The organism is Pseudomonas sp. 2848 (assembly GCF_003253945.1).
In the GTDB taxonomy this organism is placed as follows: domain Bacteria; phylum Pseudomonadota; class Gammaproteobacteria; order Pseudomonadales; family Pseudomonadaceae; genus Aquipseudomonas.
In genome coordinates this window covers 111,387-137,978 of the sequence record NZ_QKZD01000011.1, presented here as the reverse complement: position 1 = coordinate 137,978, position 26,592 = coordinate 111,387, and the positions used below count along the sequence as shown (strand labels likewise).

Annotated in this window: 28 protein-coding genes; 16 read left to right on the top strand and 12 right to left on the bottom strand. The window is 64.4% G+C overall.

The genetic code is table 11. The annotated features are described in order from the left end of the window. The first annotated feature begins 4 nt into the window (after positions 1–4). Both nuoN and DFS21_RS21375 read left to right on the top strand, forming a co-directional pair. Positions 5–1,474 (top strand): NADH-quinone oxidoreductase subunit NuoN, encoded by a 1,470-nt coding sequence (gene nuoN, locus DFS21_RS21380; protein ID WP_102685131.1) that lies wholly within the window; start codon positions 5–7, stop codon positions 1,472–1,474. A 131-nt stretch (positions 1,475–1,605) separates the two neighbouring features. Then, positions 1,606–3,657 carry a TonB-dependent receptor domain-containing protein gene (locus DFS21_RS21375; RefSeq protein WP_111533047.1) on the top strand — a complete coding sequence of 684 codons (2,052 nt, stop codon included), beginning with the start codon at positions 1,606–1,608 and terminating at the stop codon, positions 3,655–3,657. A 27-nt stretch (positions 3,658–3,684) separates the two neighbouring features. On the opposite strand, the gene DFS21_RS21370 is transcribed toward DFS21_RS21375, so the two are convergent. Beyond that, positions 3,685–4,749 carry an AI-2E family transporter gene (locus DFS21_RS21370; protein ID WP_110700806.1) on the bottom strand — a complete coding sequence of 355 codons (1,065 nt, stop codon included), beginning with the start codon at positions 4,747–4,749 and terminating at the stop codon, positions 3,685–3,687. A gap of 123 nt (positions 4,750–4,872) precedes the next feature. On the opposite strand from DFS21_RS21370, the gene yegQ reads away from it, so the two are divergent. The 6 genes from yegQ to DFS21_RS21340 all read left to right on the top strand — a co-directional run bounded on the left by yegQ (position 4,873) and on the right by DFS21_RS21340 (position 10,898). Continuing rightward, positions 4,873–6,207 (top strand): tRNA 5-hydroxyuridine modification protein YegQ, encoded by a 1,335-nt coding sequence (gene yegQ, locus DFS21_RS21365; protein ID WP_110700808.1) that lies wholly within the window; start codon positions 4,873–4,875, stop codon positions 6,205–6,207. A 79-nt stretch (positions 6,208–6,286) separates the two neighbouring features. Then, positions 6,287–8,023, top strand: a complete 1,737-nt coding sequence (locus tag DFS21_RS21360) for a copper resistance system multicopper oxidase (protein ID WP_110700810.1) — start codon at positions 6,287–6,289, stop codon at positions 8,021–8,023. Further along, positions 8,016–8,921 carry a copper resistance protein B gene (locus tag DFS21_RS21355; RefSeq protein ID WP_110700812.1) on the top strand — a complete coding sequence of 302 codons (906 nt, stop codon included), beginning with the start codon at positions 8,016–8,018 and terminating at the stop codon, positions 8,919–8,921. Before DFS21_RS21360 ends, DFS21_RS21355 begins: the two co-directional genes overlap by 8 nt. 42 nt (positions 8,922–8,963) lie before the next feature. Then, positions 8,964–9,392, top strand: a complete 429-nt coding sequence (locus tag DFS21_RS21350; protein WP_110700814.1) for a DUF411 domain-containing protein — start codon at positions 8,964–8,966, stop codon at positions 9,390–9,392. Further along, positions 9,392–9,829, top strand: coding sequence for a YqaA family protein (locus DFS21_RS21345; protein WP_110700816.1), 438 nt, complete (start codon positions 9,392–9,394; stop codon positions 9,827–9,829). Before DFS21_RS21350 ends, DFS21_RS21345 begins: the two co-directional genes overlap by 1 nt. A 70-nt stretch (positions 9,830–9,899) precedes the next feature. Further along, a complete protein-coding gene (locus DFS21_RS21340; protein ID WP_111533046.1) occupies positions 9,900–10,898 on the top strand; it encodes an alpha/beta fold hydrolase in 999 nt (332 codons plus the stop codon). A gap of 69 nt (positions 10,899–10,967) precedes the next feature. Here the strand turns inward: DFS21_RS21340 and DFS21_RS21335 are convergent, their stop codons facing one another. The 11 genes from DFS21_RS21335 to DFS21_RS21290 all read right to left on the bottom strand — a co-directional run bounded on the left by DFS21_RS21335 (position 10,968) and on the right by DFS21_RS21290 (position 20,117). Further along, a complete protein-coding gene (locus tag DFS21_RS21335; RefSeq protein ID WP_146603163.1) occupies positions 10,968–12,179 on the bottom strand; it encodes a hypothetical protein in 1,212 nt (403 codons plus the stop codon). A gap of 72 nt (positions 12,180–12,251) precedes the next feature. Continuing rightward, entirely contained in the window at positions 12,252–13,043 is a 792-nt protein-coding gene (locus DFS21_RS21330) for a YopD family type III secretion system translocon subunit (RefSeq protein WP_158539573.1), read from the bottom strand. A 43-nt stretch (positions 13,044–13,086) separates the two neighbouring features. Then, entirely contained in the window at positions 13,087–14,220 is a 1,134-nt protein-coding gene (sctE, locus tag DFS21_RS21325; RefSeq protein ID WP_158539572.1) for a type III secretion system translocon subunit SctE, read from the bottom strand. Between the two features lie 22 nt (positions 14,221–14,242). Further along, entirely contained in the window at positions 14,243–14,740 is a 498-nt protein-coding gene (locus tag DFS21_RS21320) for a SycD/LcrH family type III secretion system chaperone (protein WP_110700826.1), read from the bottom strand. 8 nt (positions 14,741–14,748) lie between these two features. Beyond that, entirely contained in the window at positions 14,749–15,675 is a 927-nt protein-coding gene (locus DFS21_RS21315; RefSeq protein ID WP_158539571.1) for a virulence-associated V antigen, read from the bottom strand. Positions 15,676–15,837: 162 nt separating this feature from the next. Further along, positions 15,838–17,937 carry a type III secretion system export apparatus subunit SctV gene (sctV, locus tag DFS21_RS21310; protein WP_110700830.1) on the bottom strand — a complete coding sequence of 700 codons (2,100 nt, stop codon included), beginning with the start codon at positions 17,935–17,937 and terminating at the stop codon, positions 15,838–15,840. Further along, positions 17,934–18,263: a type III secretion protein gene (locus DFS21_RS21305; RefSeq protein WP_110700832.1), complete on the bottom strand. Its 330-nt coding sequence runs from the start codon at positions 18,261–18,263 to the stop codon at positions 17,934–17,936. The genes sctV and DFS21_RS21305 overlap by 4 nt, the downstream gene beginning before the upstream one ends. A gap of 4 nt (positions 18,264–18,267) precedes the next feature. Next, on the bottom strand, positions 18,268–18,633 hold the full coding sequence (locus DFS21_RS26675; protein ID WP_158539570.1) for a hypothetical protein: 366 nt from the start codon (positions 18,631–18,633) through the stop codon (positions 18,268–18,270). Further along, the gene (locus DFS21_RS26670; protein WP_158539569.1) at positions 18,630–19,001 is read right to left on the bottom strand and encodes a type III secretion chaperone SycN; all 372 of its coding nucleotides are present in this window, start codon (positions 18,999–19,001) and stop codon (positions 18,630–18,632) included. Before DFS21_RS26670 ends, DFS21_RS26675 begins: the two co-directional genes overlap by 4 nt. A 2-nt stretch (positions 19,002–19,003) precedes the next feature. Beyond that, on the bottom strand, positions 19,004–19,288 hold the full coding sequence (locus tag DFS21_RS21295) for a TyeA family type III secretion system gatekeeper subunit (protein WP_110700836.1): 285 nt from the start codon (positions 19,286–19,288) through the stop codon (positions 19,004–19,006). After that, positions 19,269–20,117 (bottom strand): HrpJ domain-containing protein, encoded by an 849-nt coding sequence (locus tag DFS21_RS21290; RefSeq protein ID WP_110700838.1) that lies wholly within the window; start codon positions 20,115–20,117, stop codon positions 19,269–19,271. The genes DFS21_RS21295 and DFS21_RS21290 overlap by 20 nt, the downstream gene beginning before the upstream one ends. Before the next feature lie 205 nt (positions 20,118–20,322). On the opposite strand from DFS21_RS21290, the gene sctN reads away from it, so the two are divergent. From sctN to sctU, 8 genes are all read left to right on the top strand, one after another. Then, a complete protein-coding gene (gene sctN / locus DFS21_RS21285) occupies positions 20,323–21,651 on the top strand; it encodes a type III secretion system ATPase SctN (protein ID WP_111533051.1) in 1,329 nt (442 codons plus the stop codon). Next, positions 21,642–22,112, top strand: coding sequence for a YscO family type III secretion system apparatus protein (locus DFS21_RS21280; RefSeq protein WP_111533044.1), 471 nt, complete (start codon positions 21,642–21,644; stop codon positions 22,110–22,112). Before sctN ends, DFS21_RS21280 begins: the two co-directional genes overlap by 10 nt. 473 nt (positions 22,113–22,585) lie before the next feature. After that, a complete protein-coding gene (locus DFS21_RS21275; RefSeq protein WP_158539568.1) occupies positions 22,586–22,900 on the top strand; it encodes a type III secretion system needle length determinant in 315 nt (104 codons plus the stop codon). Continuing rightward, positions 22,897–23,820: a type III secretion system cytoplasmic ring protein SctQ gene (gene sctQ, locus DFS21_RS21270; RefSeq protein WP_110700844.1), complete on the top strand. Its 924-nt coding sequence runs from the start codon at positions 22,897–22,899 to the stop codon at positions 23,818–23,820. Before DFS21_RS21275 ends, sctQ begins: the two co-directional genes overlap by 4 nt. Then, positions 23,817–24,470, top strand: a complete 654-nt coding sequence (sctR, locus tag DFS21_RS21265; RefSeq protein ID WP_110700846.1) for a type III secretion system export apparatus subunit SctR — start codon at positions 23,817–23,819, stop codon at positions 24,468–24,470. The genes sctQ and sctR overlap by 4 nt, the downstream gene beginning before the upstream one ends. 1 nt (position 24,471) lies before the next feature. Continuing rightward, the gene (sctS, locus tag DFS21_RS21260; protein ID WP_110700848.1) at positions 24,472–24,738 is read left to right on the top strand and encodes a type III secretion system export apparatus subunit SctS; all 267 of its coding nucleotides are present in this window, start codon (positions 24,472–24,474) and stop codon (positions 24,736–24,738) included. Then, positions 24,735–25,523: a type III secretion system export apparatus subunit SctT gene (gene sctT, locus DFS21_RS21255; RefSeq protein ID WP_110701004.1), complete on the top strand. Its 789-nt coding sequence runs from the start codon at positions 24,735–24,737 to the stop codon at positions 25,521–25,523. Before sctS ends, sctT begins: the two co-directional genes overlap by 4 nt. After that, positions 25,520–26,572, top strand: coding sequence for a type III secretion system export apparatus subunit SctU (gene sctU, locus DFS21_RS21250; RefSeq protein WP_111533042.1), 1,053 nt, complete (start codon positions 25,520–25,522; stop codon positions 26,570–26,572). Before sctT ends, sctU begins: the two co-directional genes overlap by 4 nt. The last annotated feature ends 20 nt before the right edge of the window (positions 26,573–26,592 follow it).

Genomic DNA, 26,592 nt, shown 5'->3' with positions numbered 1-26,592 from the left:
CGCTATGGAATTCACCACTCAACACTTCATCGCATTGGCGCCGATGCTGATCACCACCATCACCACGGTGGTGGTGATGCTGGCGATCGCCTGGAAGCGCAATCACTCGCAGACCTTCCTGCTGTCCACCGTGGGCCTGAACCTGGCCCTGCTGTCGATCCTGCCGGCGCTGAAGGTCGCGCCCTTGGCGGTGACCTCGCTGGTGACCATCGACAAGTTCGCCTGCCTGTACATGGCGATCATCCTGGTGGCCACCCTGGCCTGCGTCACCCTCGCCCACGCCTACCTCGGCGAAGGCTCCAAAGGCTTCCCGGGCAACCGTGAAGAGCTGTACCTGCTGCTGCTGATGTCGGCACTGGGTGGCCTGGTGCTGGTCAGCGCCAACCACCTGGCCGGCCTGTTCATCGGCCTGGAGCTGCTGTCGGTGCCGGTCTACGGCCTGGTGGCGTATGCGTTCTTCAACAAGCGCTCGCTGGAAGCCGGCATCAAGTACATGGTGCTGTCGGCCGCCGGTTCCGCCTTCCTGCTGTTCGGCATGGCGCTGCTGTATGCCGACGCCGGCGCCCTGACCTTCGACCAGCTGGGCAAGGCCCTGGCCGCTACCAGCATGCCAAGCCTGCTGGCGCAACTGGGCCTGGGCATGATGCTGGTGGGCCTGGCCTTCAAGCTGTCGCTGGTGCCGTTCCACCTGTGGACCCCGGACGTGTATGAAGGCGCCCCGGCGCCGGTCGCCGCCTTCCTGGCCACCGCCAGCAAGGTCGCGGTATTCGCCGTGGTCGTGCGCCTGTTCATGCTCTCCCCCGCCGCCAGCAGCGGCGTACTGAGCACCGTACTGGCAGTCATCGCCGTGGCGTCGATCATCATCGGCAACCTGCTGGCGCTGACCCAGAGCAACCTCAAGCGCCTGCTGGGTTACTCGTCCATCGCCCACTTCGGCTACCTGGTCATAGCCCTGGTCGCCAGCAAGGGCCTGGCCCTGGAAGCCATGGGCGTGTACCTGGTCACCTACGTGATCACCAGCCTCGGCGCCTTCGGCGTGATCACCCTGATGTCCTCGCCATACGCCGGCCGTGACGCCGACGCCCTGTACGAGTACCGCGGCCTGTTCTGGCGCCGTCCGTACCTGACCGCGGTACTGACCGTGATGATGCTGTCGCTGGCCGGTATCCCGCTGACCGCAGGCTTCATCGGCAAGTTCTACATCATCGCCACCGGCGTCGAGTCGCACCTGTGGTGGCTGGTCGGCGCCCTGGTGATCGGTAGCGCCATCGGCGTGTACTACTACCTGCGTGTCATGGTCACCCTGTACCTGGTCGAGCCGAACTTGCGTCGCCACGACGCCCCGCTGAAGTGGGAACAGCGCACCGGCGGCGTGATGCTGCTAGCCATCGCGATCCTTGCCTTCGTGCTGGGCGTGTACCCGCAGCCGCTGCTGGAGATGGTGCAGCAGGCTGGTTTGCAACTGATCGGCTGATCGGCTGCCAGCGTCACTAGACACCCCGCCTCGGCGGGGTGTTCTTTTTTGGGGTCCTACAGATCGTCCCCTGTGCTTCGTCTGCCCTTTGCAGCGTCAGACTCCCGCACCCGATCTGGAACCTCGTCCCCATGCGCCCAACCCTGCCCTACTCCCTGCTGGCCCTGTTCGTCGCCGGCTCCGCCCAGGCCGCCAACCGCGTCGAACTCGACCAGGTGCTGATCCAGGACCATCAACAGTCCGAGCTGGAAGCCGCCGCCGATCACCTGCGTGAAATCCCCGGCGCCAGCAACCTGGTGGACATGGACAAGGTGGGCCAGGGCCGGGTGGCGACCAATCAGGATGTGCTGGCCTACCAGCCGGGAGTGTTCGCCCAGTCGGCGGGCAACGACGGCATCAAGCTGTCGATCCGTGGTTCGGGCATCAACCGTGCGCCGGGTGCCCACGGTTCGGGCGTCTACACGATGTTCGACGGCCTGCCGCTGACAGGTCCCGGCGGCACGCCCTATGAGCTGTTCGAACCGCTGTGGCTGAGCCGCGCCGAAGTGCTGCGCGGTGCCAACGGTTTCGCCCAGGGCTCGCTGGCCCTGGGCGGCGCGATCAACTACGTGACCCACACCGGTTACGATGCCGCGCCCTTGCAGGTGCGCTACGAAGTCGGCAGCCGTGGCTACCAGCGCCGGCACATCAGCTCCGGGCAGGTGCTGGGCAACCTCGACTATTACGTAGCGCTTACCGACGCCGAGTACGACGGCTTCCAGCGGCACAGCAGTGGCAGCGCCAAGGGCATCGCCGCCAACGTCGGCTATCGCTTCAACCCGAACCTGGAGACGCGCTTCTACCTGCGCTACCGCGAGACCGAGAACGATCTGGCCGGACGCCTGACCAAGGATCAGATCAAGCACGATCCGCGCGCGGCAAACCCGGCCTACCTGGCCCGCGATGACAGCCGCCCGCAACCGGGCAGCACCTGGGTGGGCAACAAGACCACTTTCTTCCTGGATGACGACTCGCGTCTGGAGGCGGGGCTGGTCTATCACGACTACCCGATGGACCTGCGTGAAGGCCCGATGCGCCTGAAGGTCGCCTACACCGATGTCAGCGGCACGCTGAACTACTTGCGTCGTGACACCCTGTTTGGCCATGAGAGCAAGACCACGCTAGGCTGGCGCACCACCAAGCACCTGCCCAACAGCGGCGCCTCGCAGTTCGCCCGCCCCGGCGGCGACAACTTTGGCGCCCGCACCCGCGACTTCAGCTACCAGGGTTCAGATACCGTGCTGCATGCAGGCAACGACCTGGAGCTGATTCCGAACCTGTGGCTGAGCACGGGCCTGGCGATGATCTACACCCGCCGCGAAAGCGACGTAACCTACCCATCCAGTGGCGGCAAGGTCAGCCAGCACGACTGGGACTACGCCCCACGCCTAGGCCTGCGCTACGACATCCGCCCGGACCTGCAGGTCTACGGCAACCTCAGTCGCTCGGTGGAGCCACCACACCCGTGGTCGCTGGTCTGGAGTGCGCCAGTCGCCAACCAGCCGATGAAGATGCAGAACCAGACCGCCACCACCCTGGAACTGGGTGCCCGCGGTGATTCGGCGCTGGGGCGCTGGGACCTGGCCTGGTACTACGCCCAGGTACGTCATGAGCTGCTGAACGTTGAAGTCGTACAAGGTTTGCCGTTCAAGGAATTCAATGCCAGCCCCACCGTGCACCAAGGCATCGAAGCCGGCCTGGACAGCCTTCTCTGGGAACAACCCGGCACCGGCAAGCTCAGCCTGCGCCAGGCCTACACCTTCAGCGATTTCCACTACCGCGACGACGACAAGTTCGGCGGCAACCGCCTGCCCGGCATCCCCATGCACTACTACCAGGCAGAACTGCGCTACGACTGGCCGAGTGGTTTCTACGCCGGAGTCAACACGCAGATGGCGTCCAAGGTGCAGGTGGACTACGCCAACAGCTACCATGCCGACGCCTACGCACTGCTCGGCGCACGCCTGGGCTGGGATTCGCCCAAGCGCGACTGGCAGACCTGGCTCGACCTGCGCAACCTGACCAACAAACGTTACGCGGCGACGGTGACGCCGGGGTACAACGATGCCGGGCAGGACATCGCCCGCTCGACGCCGGGGGAAGGGTTCGGGGTTTATACCGGGGTTTCCTACAGCTTCCGTTGACCCCGGGGGGGGCGCCTTGCGCCCCATTCAAGACGGCAACTGCACCTGCGGCTTGGTCGAGGCAAAGATCGCCCAGCTGGAAATGAACAGCGCCGCGATCAACGGCCCGATCACAAACCCATTGAGCCCGAACACCGCCAACCCGCCCAGGGTCGAAACCAATACCAGGTAATCCGGCATGCGCGTGTCCTTGCCCACCAGGATCGGTCGCAGAAGATTGTCCACCAGGCCGATCACCAGCACACCGAACGCGGTCAGCACGATCCCCTGCCAGATCGCCCCGGTCAGCAGGAAGTACAGCGCCACCGGCCCCCAGACGATCCCCGCGCCCACTGCCGGCAGCAATGACAGGAACGCCATCAGCACCGCCCACACCAGCACGCTGGGAATGCCCAGTACCCAGAAGATCAGCCCGCCCAGCGCACCCTGGGTGATCGCCACCAGCAGGTTGCCCTTGACCGTGGCCCGCACCACGCGCTTGAACTTCAGCTGCAGACGGCGTTTCTGCTGCTCGGGCAGTGGCACCGCCTGGCGCACCTTGCGCGCCAGCTCCGCCCCCTCGCGCAGGAAGAAGAACAGCAGGTAGAGCATGATGCCGAAGCTCACCAGGAACTCGAAGGTGCCCTGGCCGAAGCTGAACGCCTGGCCGGCGAGGAACTGGCTGCCCTGGGTCGCCCACTTGGTGATCTTGTCGCGCAGGCCATCGAGGTTGCCCATGCCCATGCGGTCGAGGAAATGCTGGGCATAGGCCGGCAGCATGTCCTTGCCCCGTTCGATATAGCCGGCGATATCCAGCTGGCCACTCTCGATGCGCTGGTACAACGCTGCCCCCTCCTGCACCAGCAGGGCGCTGATGATGATCACCGGCAGCACCGCCACCAGCAAGCAGGTGGCCAGGGCCACCGCCGTCGCCAGGTTGCGTCGCCCGCCACAGCGCAGCAACAGGTGGCGTTGCAGCGGTGCGAAGAGGATGCCGAGGATCACCGCCCAGAAGATCGCGCCGGAATACGGCAACATGATCCAGATGAAGGCGATGGTCACCAGGGCCAGCAACACGGTCAGGGCTTTGTTCTGCAGTACGGTTTCGTTCATCGGCGTTCCTCGAGGGCTCAACCATTTAGTGCGCTGCGCATCGGTAAAAGTGCCGTTGACCCAGATCAATACTTGCAAGGCGCCGCCGCCTTAGCATCCGCGCCTTTTGCCCCGGTGCGCACCATGACCTCTCCCGCCAAGCCCGAACTGCTCGCCCCCGCCGGTACCCTCAAGACCATGCGCTACGCCTTCGCCTACGGCGCCGACGCGGTCTACGCCGGGCAACCGCGCTACAGCCTGCGGGTGCGCAACAACGAGTTCGACCATGCCAACCTGGCCCTCGGCATCCAGGAGGCGCAGGCCCTGGGCAAGCGCTTCTACGTGGTGGTCAACATCGCCCCGCACAACGCCAAGCTCAAGACCTTCCTCAAGGACCTGGCGCCGGTGATCGAGATGGGCCCGGATGCGCTGATCATGTCCGACCCTGGGCTGATCATGCTGGTTCGCCAGCACTTCCCACAGATGCCCATCCACCTCTCGGTGCAGGCCAACACGGTCAACTGGGCCAGCGTGAAGTTCTGGCAGGGCATGGGCCTGACCCGGGTGATCCTCTCGCGGGAGCTGTCGCTGGAAGAGATCGAGGAGATCCGCCAGCAGGCGCCAGAGATGGAACTGGAGGTGTTCGTGCATGGCGCGCTGTGCATGGCCTACTCCGGGCGTTGCCTGCTGTCAGGCTACCTGAACAAGCGCGATGCCAACCAGGGCACCTGCACCAATGCCTGCCGCTGGAAGTATGAGGCGACCCCGGCCACCGAGAACGCTACCGGCGACATCGTCCGCGAATTCGAACCCACGCTGGGCATAGGCACCCCCACCGACCAGGTGTTCCTGTTGCAGGAGTCCAACCGCCCGGGCGAAGAAATGCCGGCGTTCGAGGACGAGCACGGCACCTACATCATGAACGCCAAGGACCTGCGCGCCATCCAGCACGTCGAGCGCCTGGCACATATGGGTGTGCATTCGTTGAAGATCGAGGGCCGTACCAAATCGCACTTCTACTGCGCCCGCGCCGTGCAGTCCTACCGCCAGGCCATCGACGACGCCGTGGCCGGACGGCCGTTCGACCGCGGCTTGATGGCCAGCCTCGAATCCCTCGCCCAGCGCGGTTACACCGAAGGCTTCCTGCGCCGCCATGTGCACGACGAGTACCAGAACTACCAGCGCGGCAACTCGGTGTCCGAGCGCCAGCAGTTCGTCGGCGAGCTGACCGGGGCGCGGGTCGATGGCCTGGCCGAGGTCAAGGTGAAGAACCGTTTCGCCGTGGGCGATCACCTGGAACTGATGACTCCGCGTGGCAACTACCATTTCGACCTGCACCGCCTGCGCAACCGTCAGCAGCAGGCCATCGAGGTGGCGCCGGGCGATGGCCATGTGGTCTACCTGCCGATCCCCGAGCAGGTATCCCTGGAGTTCGGTTTGCTGATGCGCGACCTGGAAAGCGCCGAGACGGCTGCCTGACAAATCTGTAATCCGCGCCTCAGCCAGCTGACAGGCACTGGCGGCGAGGATGGTGGCAGTTTCGTAGCGAGAGCACGCCATGCCACCGACTCCAACCCGCCGCACCTTCGTCAAGGGCCTGGGCGCCGCCACCGCCCTGGCCGGCCTCGGCCTGTGGCGCCCGCTGGCCCAGGCAGCAGAGGGGCGCTTGCCGCTGCACGACCTGAGTGGCCAGCAGTTCGAACTGTTCATCGGCCAGACCGCGGTCAATATCACCGGCCGCCCACGCACCGCGCAGACCATCAACGCCAGCCTGCCCGGCCCGCAGCTGCGCTGGCGCGAAGGCGACACCGTGACCCTGCGCGTGCGCAACCGCCTGGACCAGCCCACCTCGATCCACTGGCACGGCATCATCCTGCCGGCCAACATGGACGGCGTGCCGGGGCTGAGCTTCGCCGGCATCGAACCGGGCGGCGACTACCTCTACCAGTTCACCCTGCGCCAGAGCGGCACCTACTGGTACCACAGCCACTCCGGCTTGCAGGAGCAGGCCGGCGTGTACGGCGCCATCGTCATCGAACCCCGCGAGCCTGAGCCGCACAGGTACCAGCGCGACCATGTACTGCTGTTCAGCGACTGGTCGGACCAGGCGCCGGAAGCGCTGATGGCTACGCTGAAGAAACAGTCCGACGCCTTCAACTACCACAAGCGCACGGTGGGTGACTTCATAAACGATGTCGCCGAAAGCGGCTGGCGCAACACCCTCGACAACCGCTGGGCCTGGGCGAAGATGCGCATGAGCCCCACCGACCTCGCCGACATCAGCGCTGCCGGCTACACCTACCTGCTCAACGGTCAGCCACCGGACGGCAACTTCACCTGCCTGTTCCAGCCCGGCGAAACCGTGCGCCTGCGCCTTATCAACGCTTCGGCGATGACCTATTTCGACTTTCGCATCCCCGGCCTGAAGCTCACGGTGATCGCCGCCGACGGCCTGCCGGTGACCCCGGTTACCGTGGACGAACTACGCATCGCCGTGGCCGAAACCTATGACGTGCTGGTCACCGTAGGCGACCTGCCCGCCTACACCTTGTTCGCCCAGAGCATGGACCGTACCGGCTTCGCCCGTGGCACCCTGGCCCGCGCCGCTGGATTGCAGGCTCCAGTACCCGAGCCGGATCCACGCCCGGTGCTGAGCATGGACGACATGGGGCATGGCGGCATGGGCCAGATGGACCATTCGAACATGCCGGCGATGGACCACGGCAGCATGGCGGGCATGGACCACTCGGCCATGGCCGGCATGCCCATGATGCAAAGCCACCCCACCAGCGAGACCGACAACCCGCTGGTGGATATGCAGACCATGGCCCCCCGCGCCAACCTCGCCGACCCCGGCATCGGCCTGCGCGGCAATGGCCGCCGGGTATTGACCTACGCCGACCTGCGCAGTCCCTATCCCGACCCGGACGGGCGCGAACCGTCACGGGACATCGAACTGCACCTGACCGGACACATGGAACGCTTCGCCTGGTCGTTCGACGGCATCAAGTTCAGCGATGCCGAGCCGCTGCGTCTGAAGTATGGCGAGCGGGTGCGCATCACCCTGGTCAACGACACCATGATGACCCACCCCATCCACCTGCATGGCATGTGGAGCGACCTGGAAGATGAACAAGGGCGCTTCCTGGTACGCAAGCACACCCTCGACATCCCTCCCGGCAGCCGGCGCAGCTACCGTGTGACCGCCGACGCCCTGGGCCGCTGGGCCTACCACTGCCACCTGCTCTACCACATGGAGACCGGCATGTTCCGCGAGGTACGGGTCGATGAATGAGAACTGCAACCGCCGTATCGTCACCGGTGTCGCACTGATGGCCTTGCTGGCCAGCGAACGGACCCTGGCCGCAGGCATGGACCATAAGAACCACGGCGCCATGCCAATGGACCACGGCCAGATGAGCCATGGCAGCATGCCCATGGACCACAGCCAGATGAACCACGCGGCGACGCCCCCCGATCAACCACGCACACCCTTGCCGGTAGTCACCGACGCCGACCGCCGCGCCGCCTTCCCGCTCCTGCCAGGGCATCAGGTGCACGACCGGGCAACCAACTGGGCAGTGATCGTCGACCAGCTGGAGTACCAGAACTTCGAAAACAGTGGCGCCCTGAACTGGAACGCCACCGCCTGGGTCGGCGGCGATATCGACCGCCTGTGGCTGCGCACCGAGGGTGAACGCGAACAGGGCAAGACCCACAAAGCTGAGCTGCAGGCCCTCTGGGGCCATGCCATCAGCCCCTGGTGGGAGCTGGTCGGCGGTCTGCGCCAGGACTTCAAGCCCGCCAGCGGCCAGGCCTGGGCAGCCTTCGGCATCCAGGGCACGCCGCTCTATGGCCTGGAGCTGGAAGCCACCGCCTACGCCGGCGAGCGGCAGCAGACCGCGCTGCGCCTGGAAGCCGGTTACGCTATGCTGCTGACCAATCGCTGGATCCTCGAACCCACCGTCGAAGCCAACTTCTTCGGGCGCAATGACGCCGGGCGCGAACAAGGCGCGGGGCTGGCCGAAAGCGAGGTGGGCCTGCGCCTGCGCTACGAGATCACCCGGGCGTTCGCGCCCTATGTCGGGGTCAGCTTCAACCGCCTGCACGGCAACCGCGCCGAGCAGGCCCGGGAAAATGACGAGGACAGCGGCCAGACCCGGTTGGTGGCCGGGGTCCGCCTGCGCTTCTAGCCACCCGGTCAATGAATCATGCTGTTTCACAGGAGCTTCACCATGCTGCGCAAACACCTGCTCACTCTCGGCCTGCTGGCCATCACCGGCCTGGCCCAGGCCGCCGAGACCATCGACGTCTACCGCGACCCCAACTGCGGTTGCTGCAAGGAATGGATCAAGCACCTGGGCGACAACGGCTTCACCGTCAACGACCATGTCGAGCCGAACATGAGCGCGGTCAAGCAGCGCCTGGGCGTGGCGCCACGCCTGGCCTCGTGCCACACCGGGGTAATCAACGGCAAGTTCGTCGAGGGCCATGTGCCGGCCGAGCAGGTACGCCTGCTGGCCAACCGCTCCGACCTCAAGGGCCTGGCCGTGCCCGGCATGCCCATGGGCTCGCCGGGCATGGAGATGGGTGACCACAAGGACGCCTACCAGGTCATCGGCGTGACCCAGGACGACCGGGACACCGTGGTCGCCAACTACTGATGCTCAGCCTCTGGGCGCTGTTCCTCAGCGCCTTCGGCGCCGCGACCCTGCTGCCACTGCAATCGGAGGCGGTGCTGGTCGGGCTGCTGCTGCGCGACCCGCAAGCCTGGGCAACCCTACTGCTGGTCGCCACGCTCGGCAATGTGCTGGGGTCCATCGTCAACTGGCTGCTGGGCCGGGCCATCGAGCACCTGCGCGACAAACGCTGGTTCCCGTTCAGCGCCCGCCAGCTGGAGCGCGCCCAGCAGCGCTACCAACGCTGGGGGCAATGGTCGTTGCTGCTGAGCTGGATGCCGGTGATCGGCGACCCGCTGACCCTGATCGCCGGGATCATGCGCGAACCCTTCTGGCGCTTCGTACTGCTGGTCACCTTGGCCAAGGGTGGCCGCTACATCGTGGTGGCGATGATCACCCTGGGCTGGTTTCAGACCGGGTAACACGTTTCACGGCGGGTAGCAGCCAGCGGCTGCTACAGTCGCTCTATTCCTACCTGGACGGAGTGCTCCCATGTTGCGCGCAACTGCCCTGGCCCTGGCCTACCTCATCACCGGCACGGCCATCGCCGCCGAGCCGCCAACCTACGGCAAGCAACTCGAAGGCTTCGCCTACCCGTACCCCTTGCAGCACTTCGACTTCCAGTCCCAGGGCCAGGCCTTGCAGATGGGCTACATGGACGTTCCCGCCAAGGGCAAGGCCAACGGCCACAACCTGGTGCTGATGCACGGCAAGAACTTCTGCGCCGCCACCTGGGAAACCACCCTCGATGCGCTGAGCCAGGCCGGCTATCGGGTCATCGCCGTGGACCAGATCGGTTTCTGCACCTCGAGCAAACCCGCACATTACCAGTACAGCTTCCAGCAACTGGCCGACAACACCCATGCGTTGCTGGCCAGCCTGGGGGTGGACAAGGCCATCGTACTCGGCCACTCCACCGGCGGCATGCTCGCCACCCGCTACGCCCTGATGTACCCGCTACAGGTGGAACGCCTGGCCATGGTCAATCCCATCGGCCTGGAGGACTGGAAAGCCCTGGGGGTGCCCTATCGCACCGTGGATCAATGGTACGCCCGGGAGCTGAAGCTCGAGGCCGAGGGTGTGCGCAATTATGAGCGCACTACCTACTATGCCGGGCGCTGGAAGCCCGAGTACGAGCGCTGGGTGCAGATGCTGGTTGGGCTGAACAAGGGCCTGGGGCACGAGGCGGTGGCATGGAATTCGGCGCTGATCTACGACATGATCTTCACCCAGCCAGTGGTGCACGAGTTCAAGGACCTTAGGATGAAGACCCTGCTGCTGATCGGTGACCAGGACACCACGGCCATCGGTAGCGATATCGCCCCGCCCGAGGTGAAGGCCATGCTGGGCAGGTACAAGACCCTGGGAGCGCAGGTGGCCGGGTTGATTCCGAAGGGTGAACTGGTGACATTCGAAGGGCTCGGGCATGCCCCGCAGATCGAGGAACCCGGGCGGTTCCATAAGGCGCTGATCGACTGGCTGGGGCGCTGAGGCCCCAGACCAGTGCTGACGCTAGTGTGGTGTTTTGCAAATACGACCGGTTAGTTGTGGAACACCCTACTAGGCCCCGCGAGCTACGGGCAGCGCCTCGAGTTGGCGAACGGCGGAGCTACACTTTCTCTCCAGCGCATCCGTCATGGCGATCGCCCGGAAACCTGCAAGCGGCACGGGCTCCTGCCTCCGATGCCCGAAAAGATCGCCGAAGGCATGGGTCTGCCCCAGCGCCTTGTGCTCCAGCACCATCGCGGCGATCTTCTGCTCAGACACACTGCCCTGCCCGGCCAGCGACTCGAAATGCCCGAACAGTCGAGACAGCGGGCCCACAGGATCCTGCAGCGACTTCATCGCCGCGTGGAAGTCATCGAGCTTCGGTAGATAGCCGTCAGCGCCGAAACCGAACTTCACCTCTTTCAAAACCTTGGCAGGATCAATTCCGCCATCGGCCGATACCTCGGTTGGCGCAACCCGCTCGATGGCCTGCGCCTGGACTGCATCGCCCTGGCCACTGGCGACCAGTACCGGTCCCGTGGCACGCGCCGCGCCGTTTGTCTCTTCGACCGTGCTTGCCGCTGGCGGCGCAGGCCGTTGGGCAAACCGCTCGATGAACTGTGTTTCAACATCCTTGATGAACGTGACCACTGCGGCGGCCCCCACCTGATCAGGGTCAGGGAACTCGGCGAATCGCGCGGCAAGGAACCCTACCGCATCAAGGACCTTGCCAGCGGCCTGTCGATCATTGCGCATCAGTTCGATATTCGCCGGGGACTGCGATTCGATGAACGAAAAGCCGTTGGTGATATCGAGCTTGTTGATGCCTGTATCTACCCGCAACTCGGCGACAAGCTGCCCAAGCATGGCGACATTCGTGAACAGGCAACAGGTGCTGCGCATGATATTGCTGCCATTCAGCTGCTCTGTGTAAGTGTCTATGAACTGTTCAAGCGAGAGCTTTTCCAGCTTGGCCGTTATTCGGCTGGCTTGCGACCTCATGACCTCAGGCAGCCCCTTGGCCGCCCCCTCGTTCAACGAACTCATCACATCCGACGCCGACGTCGGAGCCTGTTGGGCAACCGGAGCCGTACTTATGCGAAAGCCAAGAAATTTGGCAACGGCAATGAACAGCCGCATCAGGATGCCATGTTTCTGCGGCTCCTCCTGACGGGCCAACCGCTGCGCGGTATCGGTAGTCTTGACCTGCGCGCAGTCACTGCGCTCGTTGAGTGGGTTCAGGCTGGCACCAAATACCCAACCTGTGGAAACCGATTCAATCACTCTGCAAACCCCTATCAAAGTACTGGTAAAAAGGACCGCGTCCTCAGTCGATATGCATGCTTCTCGACGCGCTCAAGCCATAACGCCCGCGGCCCGGAATGCCTGGTTGTCGTTACGCAGGATCTCCTGGAGGAGCTGGAGCACTTGGTTGATCAATTTCGCCTCCTCATCGGTGTGGCGCTGGAACTGTTCCTTCTGGTTGCCGGCAACCGTTGCTTCAAGCTCCTGCTCCTTGGCCCAGACATCCTGCAGCGACTTGATGGCGTGGGCGATGCCGGTGGCGAACCCAGCCCCACTTTGTGCCACACCATTGAGCGTGTGCAGGATGGTGTTGCGGGTATCGATGCCGTTCTGCAGATGCTTGACCTCGATACGATTGGAGTCGATCTGCTTTTTCGAGGCCATTGTCACCTTGCCAGGCTGACCATACCTGGCGCTATGGCTGGCTTGCTCCAGGCTCTTGATCGTGCGCGCATCACCCAGGTTTCGGAGCATGCCGGTGGTGCCACTGGCCAACGTGATAACACTCAAAGCACCACTGACAGCCGCCGAGGCGAACAGCGCGTTGCTGGCGGTTCTCATCCAGCCGATCTGTTCCTTGCTGGCCTGCACGCTGACCTCAGCCTGGGCTCTGCGCCCTTGCGCGTTACCGTCGCGCACCTGCATGGCAGCGCGGAGAATGGCCAGCAGGCTCTGAAGATCCTGGCTGCAGGGCGTCGCCCGTGGCGCATCCAGGCCGACCTGCCCTGGCCGCTCGCCGGTCGTCGCTTGCGCTGCTGGGCTGGGCATGGCCGGCATCGCCCACAAGGGCTTCGCGGCATTCTGCCCCTCGATGAGCGATGACGGCGAGTCGAGGACGGACAATTGATCGATGTTGGTAATAGACAGACTCATGATTGCTCCTTGATCAAGCGATGAAGTTTCGACTGGCGATATCCGCGCAGGCTTTGTGGCGTGCGCTCAGCATTTCCAGCATTTGCTCGATGTGTTGCTGCTTTTTTGCGAGTAGTTGTTCAAGTTCCTTGGCCAGTTGCTCGAGATAGCCGTGGCCCTGCTCCAGCACCAGGCGCATTTCGGCCAGTTGCGCCTCGCTGCGCAGCGCCAGCCCTTGCATGACCGAACTGGCCGCCTCACTCGCGCCCGACAGTGTGGTGGTCGCCATGCTGGCACCGCTCAAGGTCATCTGCAGCTTGGCCTGGGTGCCCGCGCTGGCAGCCGAGGAGCCCCCGCTGCAGGCCACACTCTGGATTTTCTGGCCCACCGAAAGGGCAACCTGTGCAGCCTTGCCACTCACCCTGCCGGCCACTTTGGCCGCGACCACCGCAAGGCTGCCGCCACAGGTGAGCACCACCGAGGCAAGCGCCAGGGCGACTTCCACCGCCATCAGCGCAGGCCCGAGGTACTTCATCACTTCTTTGGAGATATGCCCGTCCTCGGCCGCCTGGTTCAACGACATGGACACCACCCCCATGACGCCACCGGCGATCATCAGCGCGCCCGCCACGGCGCCCAGGCCCGTCGCAACCATCACCGTGCCGACCACAATGGACACGATGGCCGCTGCCCAGCCGAAGACCTTGGCAAAAACGCTCGCCGTGCCGGCGTCCTGGTGGCGCTGGGTCACCTCTGCCATTTTTTGCGCGTTGAGCGCCATCTGCTGGCGGTTCTGTTCGGTCATCAGCCGAACCTGCTGCAGGTTGAGTTCGGTCTGGCGGGCGCCCAACCGGCTCAGCAGTTCAGTGAGGCGGATATCCAGCTCGGCATCGGAGATCTCTCCGGCGAGCTGCCCGAGTATCAATGCCCCGACATCGGGTACCGTGGCCAATGCCGGCTGCATGAAGCGCCCGGGGTCGACACTTTTATCGAGCAGGCCGTGAAGGTGCCGTCCTGTTGCCAAGGATTCCTGAATCAACGGAGGATCCAACCTGACACTGCGATCAGGCCGCAATGGTGTGTCTACCGAGGCCATGCCGGTATCGCCTGGCAAGCGGACGGCAGTACCCGTCACTGGCGTTTCAATCTCGCTTGCAGCGGCGACCACCCGCGGTTCAGCGACGAAATGTTCAGTTCGCATGGCTCGCAGCCTCCTTCTGTCGCAATGCCTCAAGCAGCGCCTGCGCCCTGCTCGCCAAGCCGCCATGTTCACCGCTCTCTGCCAGCACCTGCGCATGTTCGTAGCCGCTGCGCGCCGAAACCAGGTCACCCAGATGCTGCTGGCATTCAGCGGCATGCAAGCAGAAGCGTGGGTCGTGCGGTGCGAGCATTGCGCCGTAGGCGTAGGCAGGCAACGCCTCCTGATAACGCTCCAACGCCTGGTAGCAGGCCGCCACCCCGAGAAATGCCCGGGCGTCGTAGTGGTCGAGCGCCGCCAGCCCCTTGAACATCGTCAAGGCATCCTCCAGCCGCCCCGCCTGGTAGAAGCCGAATGCCTGGGCATAGAGCGTTTCAAGCTGTGCCGCGCCAACCCCGCGCAACATGGCGAACGTGCCACCCTCAGCGAAGAAGCCTTCGATCGCCTCGGCCTCGATGGCATCGGCGCCTCTGTGTTGTGCTGCAGTCATCAATCACCTCAGTTCTGCATAATCTTCGACAGCATCGAGTACCATGTCTCGACGAACTTCATCATCACCTCGGTGGAGGTGGTGTACCGCGACCCCACGTCATTGAGCAGGGTGGTCTGCTCGGTCACCTTGTCGTTGACGATGCGGGTGCGATCGCTCAAGGCCTGGGAGAAGTTGGCCAGCGGGTTATTGTCCTTGTGCCATTTGTATTGCGATTGCAGGCCATCCATCGGTCCGCTGACCCTGTGTGGACGACGATCATTGCCGCTGGGCGTGCTTGCCAGGAACTGCTGCACCGTCACGCCTGCACTGCCGTACGAAGCAAGCAATCGGCGTTCAGGGCTGGTTTCCCAGGCAGCCGCATCCAGGTCGTACAACTTCGGGTCAAAAAGGTTGAAGCCCGAATCCTGAAGATCGAAGGTGCCTTTGGCTGCCATGACCACGTTGACCTTGGACTGGATCACGCTGAAGATCTTCAGCTCCGCGGTGAGGCTCTTCAGCTGCTCGCTGAGCTCGATACGCTCGGTCTTCTGCTTGCGCATGCGCAAACCCATCGCCGCCATTACCAGCTCGTCCGTGCGTAGCCGTTCGCCCAGGTTCACCAGCTGCACGGGGGCGCCCGGCAACCACGCCGCATAGGCTTCCAGCAACTGGATCAGCGCATCGACAGGCTGGTCGGGCAGCGGATGCGGCAGCAGGCTGTCGAAGTAGGGTCGACTCTGCGCCAATCGCGCCTGCCCCTCGGGGCCCAGCAAGGTCTCGATGACCTGCCGCCGGCGCTCGCGGCTCAAAGGCAGGCCTTGATCATCCACAGCCGTAATCGCTTTCTGGTCGAGAAACCCCTCCACCCTCTGAATGTCGACCCAGATCTGCGAGGGTGCCACGCGATCGACAGGCGGCAAGGGGTCTGGGCGATTGAATGCGTCGATAGTCATCATCTGTTCCCGGTTGGCTGGGTACCCCGTCTCGAGGTGAGGCTGGCCATGACCAGTCTGAGGTACCGACAGATGAAGTCTATTGAGGCAGTGGCGGTCATTCCGTCAGGCCCGGCCGCGATTTTGTAGTTCAGGGGTACGGTTTCTGACGCCAGAATGGCGTCAGCCAATGCGTCCCAGTGGCTGGATGTTGATCTGCGTGGTGAGTTCCTGAAAGGACAGCACCGGCAGATCGGAATAAACGCCTTCGACCAGCTTGCGCACATAGCGCCGGATGTCCATGGACACCACCAGCACCGGCCTTGCCTGGGCTTCATGCAGGTTGCCCACCGCAGCCTTGACCTGGGCGAGAAAGGCATCGCTTTGCGCAGGTTCCAGGGCCAGGTAGCTACCGGCACTGGTCTGACGGATGCCATTGCGGATCATCTCCTCGACCGCCGGGTCTAGCAGGTAGGCCGGCAGCAGGTTGTGGCCACTGGCGTACTTGTAGCAGATGTAGCGTTTGAGGCTGCTGCGCACATATTCGGCCAGCTGCACCACGTCCTTTTCCTTCTGCCCCCATTCGACCAAGGCCTCGAGGATCGAACGCATGTTGCGGATCGAGATGCCCTCGCTCACCAGCCGCTGAAAGACCTCGGTGATTCGTTGCAATGGCAGGATCCGCTGTACCTCCTTGACCAGCTCGGCGTAGCCCTGCTCCATCTGCTCCAGCAGGTAGCGGGTCTCCTGGATGCCGACGAAATCCCCGGCGTATTCGCACAGCACATGGGTCAGGTGCCAGGCAAGCACCTGGTCGACCGCCAGGAAGGCACAGCCGGCACGCTCCAGGCGATCACGCAGGTCCTGCTCCACCCAAAGGCTCGCACGCCCAGGCAAGAGCGCTTCGTCTTCTACGTAGGGCACGCCTACAAGCTCCAGCTGGCTGAGCTTCTCCTGAACCAGAAGACACCCAGGCATCAGCTTGCCTCGCGCCACCGGCACTTCCTGCAACAGGATGCGGTACTCCCCAGGGCCGAGCGCGCTGTTGAAACGCAGGCGGATACCAGGGAACGGCACGCCATGGTCCAGGTAGAGCGCCTGGCGGACCCGTGCCAGTTCATCGTTCAACGAGGCGGCCTCCAGGGCGGCTTGCAACTCGCTGTCCACATCGATGAGCAAGGGCACCGTCAGGGCAAAGGCCTGCGGGTCGGCGCCCATCTTCGCCTTGCCTGCGGGTTTCAGCGCTGGCGCGCCGGCACCATTGGCCAGCAACACCGGCAGACCGCCGCTGTGCTGCTGGTCAGCCTCTTCGACACGCCGCTGGCGGAGTGCCCACCAGCCACCGCCCCCTACCATCAACGCGAGAATGAAGAACGTGACTGTCGGGAAGCCCGGGATGAGACCGAACAACCCCAGCAAGGCGCCACCGATCAGCAGCGCCTTGGGCTGCGCCATGACCTGGCTGCCAATATTCGCCCCCAAGTCATGAGCGCCTTGACCGTCGCGGGTGACGATGATTCCCGCCGTGATGGCGATCAACAACGCCGGCACCTGGCTGACCATGCCGTCACCGACGGTGAGCACCGCGTAGAGCTGCAGCGCATCACCCGCGCTCATGCCCTTCTGCATCACGCCGATGGCCAGCCCTGCCAGCAGGTTGACGATGATGATCACCAACCCGGCGATGGCATCACCCTTGACGAACTTCATCGCGCCATCCATGGCACCGAACATCTGGCTGGCCTTCTCCACCTCGCCACGGCGCTCACGGGCCTCGTTGACGTCGATGACGCCGGCGCGCAGGTCGCCGTCGATGCTCATCTGCTTGCCCGGCATGGCGTCGAGGGAAAACCGCGCGCTGACTTCCGCCACCCGTTCGGCGCCCTTGGTGATGACCAGGAACTGCACGATGGTGATGATCAGGAACAGGATGCAGCCCACCACCAGGTTGCCACCCACCACGAAGTCGCCGAAGGTCTGCACGATCTGCCCGGCATCGGCCTCCAGCAGGATCATCCGCGTGGTGCTGATTGACAGCGCCAGGCGGAACAGCGTGGTGACCAGCAGCACCGAGGGGAACACCGAGAAATGCAGCGGCGAGACCACGTACACCGACATCATCATCAGCACCACGGCGATGGTGATGTTCAGGGCGATCAGCAGGTCCAGCAGCAGGGGCGGCAGCGGCAGGATCATCATGAACACCACCGCCAGCAACATCACGGCCAGCATCAGGTCCTTGCGCGCGCCGATCCGGCCGAGTATCCGGGTCAGCTGATTCATGGGCGTGCCTTGCGAAGCAGGTACTCGGCATAGGTGGCCTGGGCCTGCTCCAACCGGCCGGCCATTTGCTGTGCCTGGCTCAGGCACAGCCACAAGGGCGGCTGCAGCTCGCCTGCGTCACGCAGCGCCAGGCACTGACGCTCGGCCCCCGCCCAATCGCCCAGCTCCAGCGCCACCACCACTGCGGCTCGACACCCGGCGCGATGCTGGGGATCGTCGCACAACAGCACCTCCAGCAACACCCGCGCCCGTTCGGGCCAACCGCATTGCAGATGCAACCAGGCCAACAACTGCAAGACATCCTGCTGTTCGTTCGACAATTTCATGTGTTCACACCTTGAGCAGGACGTTAACGCAGCACTCCAGCGTACGGCGGTCGGCCAGCAGCGCTTGCACCAGTGCCGCCGCCTCTGGGCATCCGGGGGCCTGCGACGCAAGCAGCTGTTCCACTAGCGAGCCCAGTGCTCGGGTAAAATGGTGCGGGTTGTACAGGATGCGCAGTTCATGTCCGGGCCTGGCGTACGCCAGACGCAGGCGTGCCGCCTGATGCTGCGGGTACAGCTCACGCAAGTGCGCCTGCACTGGCTGCCCCGGCATAGGCAGAGCGTCGCATCCTGGCTGGGCAAGCGCCGCGTCGGCTGGCGCCCACGGCAGCGAGAGATCATGGGCCTGCCCGGCCAGCTCGATAACGCTCATGCTGCCAACACCTCGGTGCGTACCCGCATCAGCAAGCGATAGGCCCGGTGCAAGGCCTGCTCGGTCAAACCATGTTCGTCGAGGCCTGCCAGCAGTACCAGACGATCGTTGGCAAGCAGACCACAGCGCAGCAGGCAACCACAGGCCTGGTGTTCGTACACCTGCCTGAGCGCACACCGCATGGCGCGCTCGAGCATCGCCCCGTGCACGTAAAGATCCAGCCACAGCGTCAACTGCCCCGCTAGCCGTTCGAGCTGCAAAACGCCTGCATCTGGTAACTCCAGGCACAGCAACGGTTCCTGCGGTTGCGCTGGCGCCACACCCAAGTCGCGACAGAACTGGGCCACGGCTGCCGTACAAAAGCCCATGCTCATGCCTCCCGCGCGCCACACAGCAACGCCTCCTCATCGTCGACGGCCTGGTCCATGGCCAACTGCGATATCGCCAACAGATGCTCGCGTTGTGCCTCGTCGCTGAAGACTTGCACGGGCAGCAGGCGGAAGATCCGCTGCAACTCCCGCAGGCACTGGATACGATGCACCTGCGGGCCAAGCGGCAACGCCGCGAGCAGGCACTGGATGTCCTGCACCGTCGCCCAGCGTTTGTCGATCAACGCCAGCAGGTCGCTGACCAGGTCAGAAGGTCCGTACGCCACTGGGCTCTCCGGCAAGCTGGCGGAACAGCGCGACAGTGTCGCCTTCCAGTTTCTTGAGCGCCTGCACCAGCTTCATGTCGCTGATGACCTGTTGCAGCTGGTTGCTGTCCAGACTCGAGGACGGCCCATTGATATGGCTGGCCAGGCCGTTGAGCATGAACTGCGCGATATCGCCGATAGCGGCATCGCCAAAGCGCGCCCGCAGCTCATCCCAGGCATGCCTGAGCCCGCGATAGTCGCACAGGAAATCGCAGTACACGCCGCGCAACGCCCCCACTTCGGCCACCCCCTGCGCCTGCGTCGCCTGGGCCAGCGGACCGATCTCGATACCCAGCTCGATCGCCTGGCCGTGGCTCTGCGTCATGGTTGCCATGGCCTGGTCCAGCTTGTCGGCCAAGCCATGCGCATCGACCGACGTGCCCAGCGCATGGCGGGCATAGGCCAGCGCCAGGTAGCGATGACAGGCCTCAGCGGAAAATCCATCCAGGCGGGCCTGCAGCTCACCCGGGGTCAACTGAGGGTGCTGGCGCAGCCAGGCCACCATTTCATCCAGTGAACGACGCTGCACATCCGGCACCTTGGCCAGCATGGCCTCGGCTTCCTGGCCGGCGCGCAACCCTAGCTGGCGCGCATCGGTCACGCGACTGCGGGTACTGAGCCGCGCGTTGGCCAGTGACGAGAACGCCATGGACACCTCCTCCGCCATACTGGCCTGCTGCGCCATCGGTGCCACCTGCCGCGCTTGCAAGGCCGGCTGTCCCTGCGCCTCCCAACCGGGCACCATGGCCAGCACCGGTTCACTCCGTAAAAAGCCGACGCCTTCGCTCATCTCCACCTCGTCGTCGCATCAAAGAATGAGCGCCATGCTAGAGGCAAGCTCAGCGCCCCACTGTTGCTGCTGGCCGCTTCTTTTTAGCCTGTCGCCAGGCGCGGCAGTGATCGACCGAAAACTAAAAATATGCGCCTTACAGTGAAATCCGCCGCGGGGCAGGCTACCTAGAATGGCGCCCATCATTCGCGCTGCAACCTTTCCCATGCCGCCATCGCTGCTCCAGACTCCCCAGGCCCTGCTGGCCGCCGTGAACAACGCCACCTTGGTGCAGGTCAACGGCAAGGTCACCCAGATCACCGGCACCCTGATCCGCGCTTTGGCGCCCGGCGTGCAGGTCGGCGAGCTATGCCGTCTGCGCAGGCCGGGCGGCCTGCCTGAACTGTTGGCCGAAGTCATCGGCCTGCAGCAGGACCAGGCGCTGCTCGCTCCGCTGGGCGACATGCAGGGGCTGTGCACGCGCACCGAGGTCTGCCCCACCGGTGGCATGCACCGAGTGGGGGTAGGTGAGCATTTGCTGGGGACGGTGCTGGATGGCCTGGGCAACCCGCTCGACGGCAGCGCGCCGGCTGCACCACAAGCCTGGTACCCCGTGCATCGGGACGCGCCATCACCACTGAGCCGCAAGCTGGTCGATGCCCCCTTGAGCCTGGGCGTGCGCTGTATCGATGGCCTGCTCACCTGTGCCGAAGGGCAACGCACAGGCATCTTCGCCCCCGCCGGTGGCGGCAAGAGCACCCTGCTGGCCACGCTGCTGCGCAACGCCGACGCGGACGTGATCGTGCTCGCCCTGATCGGCGAGCGCGGCCGCGAGGTACGTGAATTCATTCACTACGAACTCGGCGAGCACGGCCTGCGCCGTGCGGTGCTGGTGGTCGCGACCTCTGACCGCCCGGCCATGGAACGCGCCCGGGCGGCCTTCGTCGCCACCAGCGTCGCTGAATATTTCCGCGACCAGGGTAACAAGGTGCTGTTGATGATGGACTCCCTGACCCGCTTCGCACGGGCCCAGCGGGAGATCGGCCTGGCCGCGGGCGAACCACCGACCCGGCGCGGCTTCCCGCCTTCGGTGTTCGCCCAGCTGCCGCGCCTGCTGGAGCGTGCCGGGCAATCAGCCAAGGGCTCGATCACCGCGCTTTATACGGTGCTCGTTGAAGGCGACGACCTGAACGAGCCGATCGCCGAGGAAACCCGTTCGATCCTCGACGGCCATATCGTCCTGTCCCAGGCCTTGGCAGCCGCCAACCACTACCCGGCCATCGACGTGCTGCGTTCGGTCAGCCGGGTCATGAACCAGGTGGTCAGCCCGGAACACCGTGCCGCCGCCGGCCGACTGCGCGAATGGATGGCCCGATATGAGGAAGTCGAACTGCTGCTCAGGGTCGGTGAATACACGCAGGGCCAGGATCCGCTCGCAGACGAGGCCATCGGCAAACGCGAAGCCATCCGCTCCTGGCTGTGCCAGCCTTGCGACGAAAACGTCTCGCTGCGACAAAGCCTCGACCAATTGCTGGAGATTACCCGATGCCCCTGACCGCCCTTGCGAAAATCAAGCAACGCAGACTTGAGCGGGCCGAGCGTGAAGCGCGAAGCCAACTGGCCCGTCTACAGGCGGCAGAGCAAGCCGAGGCAGAGGCCATCGATGCGCACCTGGCGTTTCAACGCGGATCCCGCGAAGAACAACAGCGCCTGTTCGCCGCGCATGTCGGCCAGTTGATCGACTGTCGTGCCTTGGAGCACTGGCGCCGGCAGGTCGGTCTGCTCGGTGAGCGTGAAGCGAGCCTGCATGGGCAAGTCTTTGCCTGCGAGAAGGCACTGGCGCGGCAGAACACGGCGCACCAGCAGGCCCAAGCGCAGCTCGCCCAGACTCGGCAAAAAAGGGACAGCTTCGTCCAACTGCGGGACGAGGCACACCAACGTGCCACTCGGCTGGCGGAATGCAGGCAGGAGCTCGAGTTGGAGGAGCACTGTTCACACGGTGGCTTGCAACCATGAAGACCTTGCCTGTGCCTGCATTATTGCCCCCCTCGACTGACACGCCTCGCTCGCCTCCCCGGAACAGCCAGCGGCTGTTGTTCGAACAGCTGCTGCTACCACCACCAGAAAGACGGGCCATGCCTCGGGAATCTGGCCATCTGAGCCTTGGCTACCCGTTGCTGCCCGCCCTGCCCCGGGCGGACCACTGTCCACCTGTGCCTGCACCACCCGCGCTCACCGAGGATGCTGTCAGTCATCCGCTCACCTCGACGACGCCCGAAGAAATCGAGGCGCCCGGGCCGACGGTCCAGAGCATGCCCGAGGCCATGCATCGAGACATTCGCGAGCACGCCGACAACCCGCCAAGTCGCCTGCAATCACATGAAAGCGCCATACCTGCCCCGGTTCATGCCGTGACCTGTGAACGTGCAGTGGTAGACAGGGTAATGTCCTCGCCAGGCATCACACTCACCGAAGACCTGTAGACACTGGTGGATCGCCTGCAATTGCAAGTGCTCGGTTGCAAGGCCGACAACCGTGAATTGACCCTGCTGCGTGCTCGGTTGCCGCAGCTGGGACCTGTCGAGGTGCACATGCGCCATGCAGGCACAGGCTTGCAGGTGGAGATCCAGGCCGCGCCAGCGAGTCTGCGGCAATTGCAGGTGGCTTGCACGGACCTGCTGGATCGCCTGCAACGGCTTGATCCTGCGCAGCAGGTCAGCCTCGGGTTTGCCGCCAACGGCGGCGGCGAGCAGGGCTCACGCAATCGGCGCCACGTGCTCGACGAGTGGTGGCCCGAACCATGAACCCAGCGAGCTTCCCATCCGCTAACGAACAGGAGCTGCACCTGCAGCGACTGCTGAGCCATCGCCAACGCAACTATGTCGACGCAGAGCGCCAGGCCTTGCTGGACATCGCCGTTTGCGAAGGCGACCCCGACTTGGCCGTGCTGGTCGATTGGCAGGGCGTGTCGGCGCGCCTGCTGTGCCGTCGGCAGCAACTGGCGCTATGGCTGGCGCCGCATTTGCAGGAAGCCGACTTCGCCAGCCTGCCGGCGCCATTGCAACTGGCGTTGCTGCAACGGGACAGCCCTTGGATACCGGGCCTGCAATGCCTGGGTATCGAACCGGCAGGTGACTATCAGGGCTGGCCCTGCCTGCAAGTATCGCTGAAGCATGCCGCAAGCGCCCTGACCTGTTGGGTGCAGGGCGATCCTGAGCGCCTGCTGGCCAGATTGCCGCTGCGCCCGTTGCGCGAACGCCTGAACATCGCGCTGAACCTCTCGCTGCAATGGCGCCCTCTCGAGCTGTCGCTGCACGAGCTGCGTGGCCTCGGCATGGGCGACATCCTGCTGCTGCCCGCCGCCGCGCCAGTGCCAACCCGGTTGCTCGGCGTGCTCGACGGCCACCCCTGGGCAGAACTGCTGCTCGACGACACACATCTGGAGCTAGTCCGCATGCACGATTCGTTACCGCTGCCCGATACCGCACTGGGGGAACTGGAGCAATTGCCGATTGCGGTCAGTTTCGAGGTCGGTCGCCAGACCCTCGAGCTGCACACTCTGTCGACCCTGCAGCCTGGCGCCCTGATCGAGCTGCACAGCCCGCTGGCGGCCGAGGTGCGCATTCTCGCCAACCAGCGCTGTATCGGCAGCGGACTGCTGGTGCGCATCGACGGCCGCCTCGGGGTACGCGTGACCCGGCTGCTGGAAAACGACCCGACATGATCCAGTTGCCGGACGAACTGAGCCTGATCCTTGGCCTTGCGCTGCTGTCGCTGGCCCCCTTCATCGCGGTCATGGCCACCTCGTTCCTGAAGATGACCGTTGTCTTCTCGCTACTGCGCAACGCCCTGGGTGTGCAGCAGATCCCACCCAACATGGCCCTGTATGGCCTGGCGATCATTCTCAGTATCTACGTCATGGCGCCGGTGGGCATGGCCACCTACGACTACCTGAATGCCCATGAGACGGCCCTCGGTGATGCCGACTCGGTCGAACGTTTTCTCGACGAAGGTCTGGGGCCATTTCGCACGTTCCTCGACAAGCATGCCAACGAACGCGAGCGCGCCTTCTTCCTCGACAGCACCCGCCAGTTGTGGCCCAGCCACTACGCCGAACAGGTCGACGGCAACAGCCTGCTCGTCCTGCTGCCCGCGTTCACCATCAGCGAACTGACCCGGGCCTTCGAGATCGGTTTCCTGATCTACCTGCCGTTCATCGCCATCGACCTGATCATTTCCAACATCCTGCTGGCCATGGGGATGATGATGGTGTCGCCCGTGACCATCTCGCTACCATTCAAGCTGTTGCTGTTTGTCCTGCTCGATGGCTGGGGGCGCCTCTCCCATGGCCTGGTGCTGAGCTACGGGGGCTGAGATGAGCAGTACCGAAATCCTGCACTTCGCCAGCCAGGCGCTGTGGCTGGTATTGATCCTGTCCCTGCCGACGGTGCTGATGGCCGCGCTGGTGGGTACCCTGGTGTCGTTGGTCCAGGCGCTGACCCAGGTGCAGGAACAGACCCTGGGCTTCGTCGCCAAGCTGGTCGCGGTGGTCGTTACCCTGTTCGTCACGGCCGACTGGATGGGCAGCGAGCTCTACCACTACACCGACCTGATGCTCGAGCGAGTCCTGTGGGTGCGATGACTGCCCAGGCCCTAGAACAGGCCCTGCTGAACTTCAGCCTGATCCTGCCCAGGCTGTTCAGCTGCTTCATCGTGCTGCCGATCCTCGGCAAGCAGGTACTGGGCGGCGCATTGGTACGCAATGGCGTGGCGTGCTCGCTGGCGCTGTTCATCTACCCCAGCGTGGCGGGCACGCTGCCGCCAGGCCTGGATGGTCTGCAACTGGGGCTGCTCATTGGCAAGGAAGTGCTGCTCGGGTTGCTCCTCGGGTTCATCGTGTGCATCCCGTTCTGGGCGCTTGAGGCCTGCGGCTTTCTCATCGACAACCAACGCGGCGCGACCCTGGCGTCCACCCTCAACCCGTTGCTGGGCAGCCAGACCAGCCCTACCGGAGCGCTGCTGCTGCAGACCCTGGTCACCCTGTTCTTCACCGGTGGCGCCTTCCTGGGACTGCTCGGCGCATTGCTGGGCAGCTACGCCAGCTGGCCGGTGGCAAGCTATTACCCACGGATCAGCGACCAGTGGAACGCGTTCTTCCTGGCCCAGTTTGGCTACCTGATGACCCTGTGCATACTGTTCGCCGCCCCCCTGCTGATCGCCATGTTCCTCGCCGAGTTCGGCCTGGCACTCATCAGCCGTTTCGCCCCCACGCTGAACGTGTTCATCCTGTCCATGCCGATCAAGAGCCTGGTCTGCAGCGCGTTGCTGGTGCCCTACCTGTACCTGCTGATGGCGCAGGCCCAGGATCAGGTATTTAGCGCGCTGCACGCGGTGCGCCTGCTCGGTCCCTTGCTGGAGCAGCCATGAGCACGGAGAAGACCGAACATCCCACTCGGGCCAAATTGCGCGATGCACGACATAAGGGCCAGGTGGTCAAGAGCAAGGAACTGGTATCCAGCATGCTGATCCTGAGCCTGGCCGTGTTACCCCTGGGCTTTCCCAACTACTTCCTCAGACACCTGCGAGCGCTGATGCTGCTGCCTGATCCCCTGCTCCACCTGCCTTTTCGCCAGGCATTGGAGCTGATGCTGCAGCAGTTGCTGCACGAACTGCTGTGGCTCACCCTGCCGTTCCTGCTGACCACATTGATTGCCGCCAGCGCGGGCAACCTGCTGCAGACCGGCTGGGTGTTCAGCACGCAGCCGCTCTCACCCGAGCTGAAGAAGGTCAGCCCGCTCGAGGGGATGAAGCGAATCTTCTCGGTCAGGAACCTGCTCGACTTCTTCAAATCTTTGCTCAAGGTACTGTTGCTCGGCGCACTGGTGCTCGGCCTGCTCAGCGACAACCTGCATGCGTTGCTGCAGGTCCCGCTGTGCGGTATCGGCTGCATCCTGCCTGTGCTGGGCAGCCTGCTGGGCCAGCTGATCGGCGTCTGTGCCGTTGGTTTCATGGCGATTTCGGCGGCCGACTACGGCCTGGAGCGCAGGCAGCATCATCGGCAGTTGCGCATGAGCAAGGATGAGGTCAAGCGTGAGCACAAGGAGCAGGAAGGCGCGCCAGAGCTCAAGCTCGAGCGCCGCAAACGCCACCGTGAACTGCAGCAAGGAACGTTGCGTGCGGACGTCAGGCGTTCGTCGGTCATCGTCACCAACCCGACCCACATCGCCGTGGGCCTGCGCTACGAGGCCGGGGAAACCCCGTTGCCGCTGGTCACCCTGAAGTACACCGACGAGCAAGCCCTGCGGGTGCGCCGGATCGCCGAGGAAGAAGGCGTGCCGGTGCTGGAACGCATCCCCCTGGCCCGGGCGCTGTTCGCGGACAGCCTGGAGGAGCAGTACATCCCCGGCGAGCTTATCCAGCCGGTCGCCGAGGTGATCCGCTGGTTGCAGGCGCAAGAGAAGACGCCGCCGGCCTGAACAGGTTGTGCCCGTTTCCG

What these genes read in the sequence shown, in the direction of transcription:
- nuoN (WP_102685131.1), top strand. Translation starts at nt 5, where the DNA reads ATGGAATTCACCACTCAACACTTCATCGCATTGGCGCCGATGCTGATC.
- DFS21_RS21375 (WP_111533047.1), top strand. Translation starts at nt 1,606, where the DNA reads ATGCGCCCAACCCTGCCCTACTCCCTGCTGGCCCTGTTCGTCGCCGGC.
- DFS21_RS21370 (WP_110700806.1), bottom strand. Translation starts at nt 4,749, where the DNA reads ATGAACGAAACCGTACTGCAGAACAAAGCCCTGACCGTGTTGCTGGCC.
- yegQ (WP_110700808.1), top strand. Translation starts at nt 4,873, where the DNA reads ATGACCTCTCCCGCCAAGCCCGAACTGCTCGCCCCCGCCGGTACCCTC.
- DFS21_RS21360 (WP_110700810.1), top strand. Translation starts at nt 6,287, where the DNA reads ATGCCACCGACTCCAACCCGCCGCACCTTCGTCAAGGGCCTGGGCGCC.
- DFS21_RS21355 (WP_110700812.1), top strand. Translation starts at nt 8,016, where the DNA reads ATGAATGAGAACTGCAACCGCCGTATCGTCACCGGTGTCGCACTGATG.
- DFS21_RS21350 (WP_110700814.1), top strand. Translation starts at nt 8,964, where the DNA reads ATGCTGCGCAAACACCTGCTCACTCTCGGCCTGCTGGCCATCACCGGC.
- DFS21_RS21345 (WP_110700816.1), top strand. Translation starts at nt 9,392, where the DNA reads ATGCTCAGCCTCTGGGCGCTGTTCCTCAGCGCCTTCGGCGCCGCGACC.
- DFS21_RS21340 (WP_111533046.1), top strand. Translation starts at nt 9,900, where the DNA reads ATGTTGCGCGCAACTGCCCTGGCCCTGGCCTACCTCATCACCGGCACG.
- DFS21_RS21320 (WP_110700826.1), bottom strand. Translation starts at nt 14,740, where the DNA reads ATGACTGCAGCACAACACAGAGGCGCCGATGCCATCGAGGCCGAGGCG.
- DFS21_RS21315 (WP_158539571.1), bottom strand. Translation starts at nt 15,675, where the DNA reads ATGACTATCGACGCATTCAATCGCCCAGACCCCTTGCCGCCTGTCGAT.
- sctV (WP_110700830.1), bottom strand. Translation starts at nt 17,937, where the DNA reads ATGAATCAGCTGACCCGGATACTCGGCCGGATCGGCGCGCGCAAGGAC.
- DFS21_RS21305 (WP_110700832.1), bottom strand. Translation starts at nt 18,263, where the DNA reads ATGAAATTGTCGAACGAACAGCAGGATGTCTTGCAGTTGTTGGCCTGG.
- DFS21_RS26675 (WP_158539570.1), bottom strand. Translation starts at nt 18,633, where the DNA reads ATGAGCGTTATCGAGCTGGCCGGGCAGGCCCATGATCTCTCGCTGCCG.
- DFS21_RS26670 (WP_158539569.1), bottom strand. Translation starts at nt 19,001, where the DNA reads ATGGGCTTTTGTACGGCAGCCGTGGCCCAGTTCTGTCGCGACTTGGGT.
- DFS21_RS21290 (WP_110700838.1), bottom strand. Translation starts at nt 20,117, where the DNA reads ATGAGCGAAGGCGTCGGCTTTTTACGGAGTGAACCGGTGCTGGCCATG.
- sctN (WP_111533051.1), top strand. Translation starts at nt 20,323, where the DNA reads ATGCCGCCATCGCTGCTCCAGACTCCCCAGGCCCTGCTGGCCGCCGTG.
- DFS21_RS21280 (WP_111533044.1), top strand. Translation starts at nt 21,642, where the DNA reads ATGCCCCTGACCGCCCTTGCGAAAATCAAGCAACGCAGACTTGAGCGG.
- sctQ (WP_110700844.1), top strand. Translation starts at nt 22,897, where the DNA reads ATGAACCCAGCGAGCTTCCCATCCGCTAACGAACAGGAGCTGCACCTG.
- sctR (WP_110700846.1), top strand. Translation starts at nt 23,817, where the DNA reads ATGATCCAGTTGCCGGACGAACTGAGCCTGATCCTTGGCCTTGCGCTG.
- sctS (WP_110700848.1), top strand. Translation starts at nt 24,472, where the DNA reads ATGAGCAGTACCGAAATCCTGCACTTCGCCAGCCAGGCGCTGTGGCTG.
- sctT (WP_110701004.1), top strand. Translation starts at nt 24,735, where the DNA reads ATGACTGCCCAGGCCCTAGAACAGGCCCTGCTGAACTTCAGCCTGATC.
- sctU (WP_111533042.1), top strand. Translation starts at nt 25,520, where the DNA reads ATGAGCACGGAGAAGACCGAACATCCCACTCGGGCCAAATTGCGCGAT.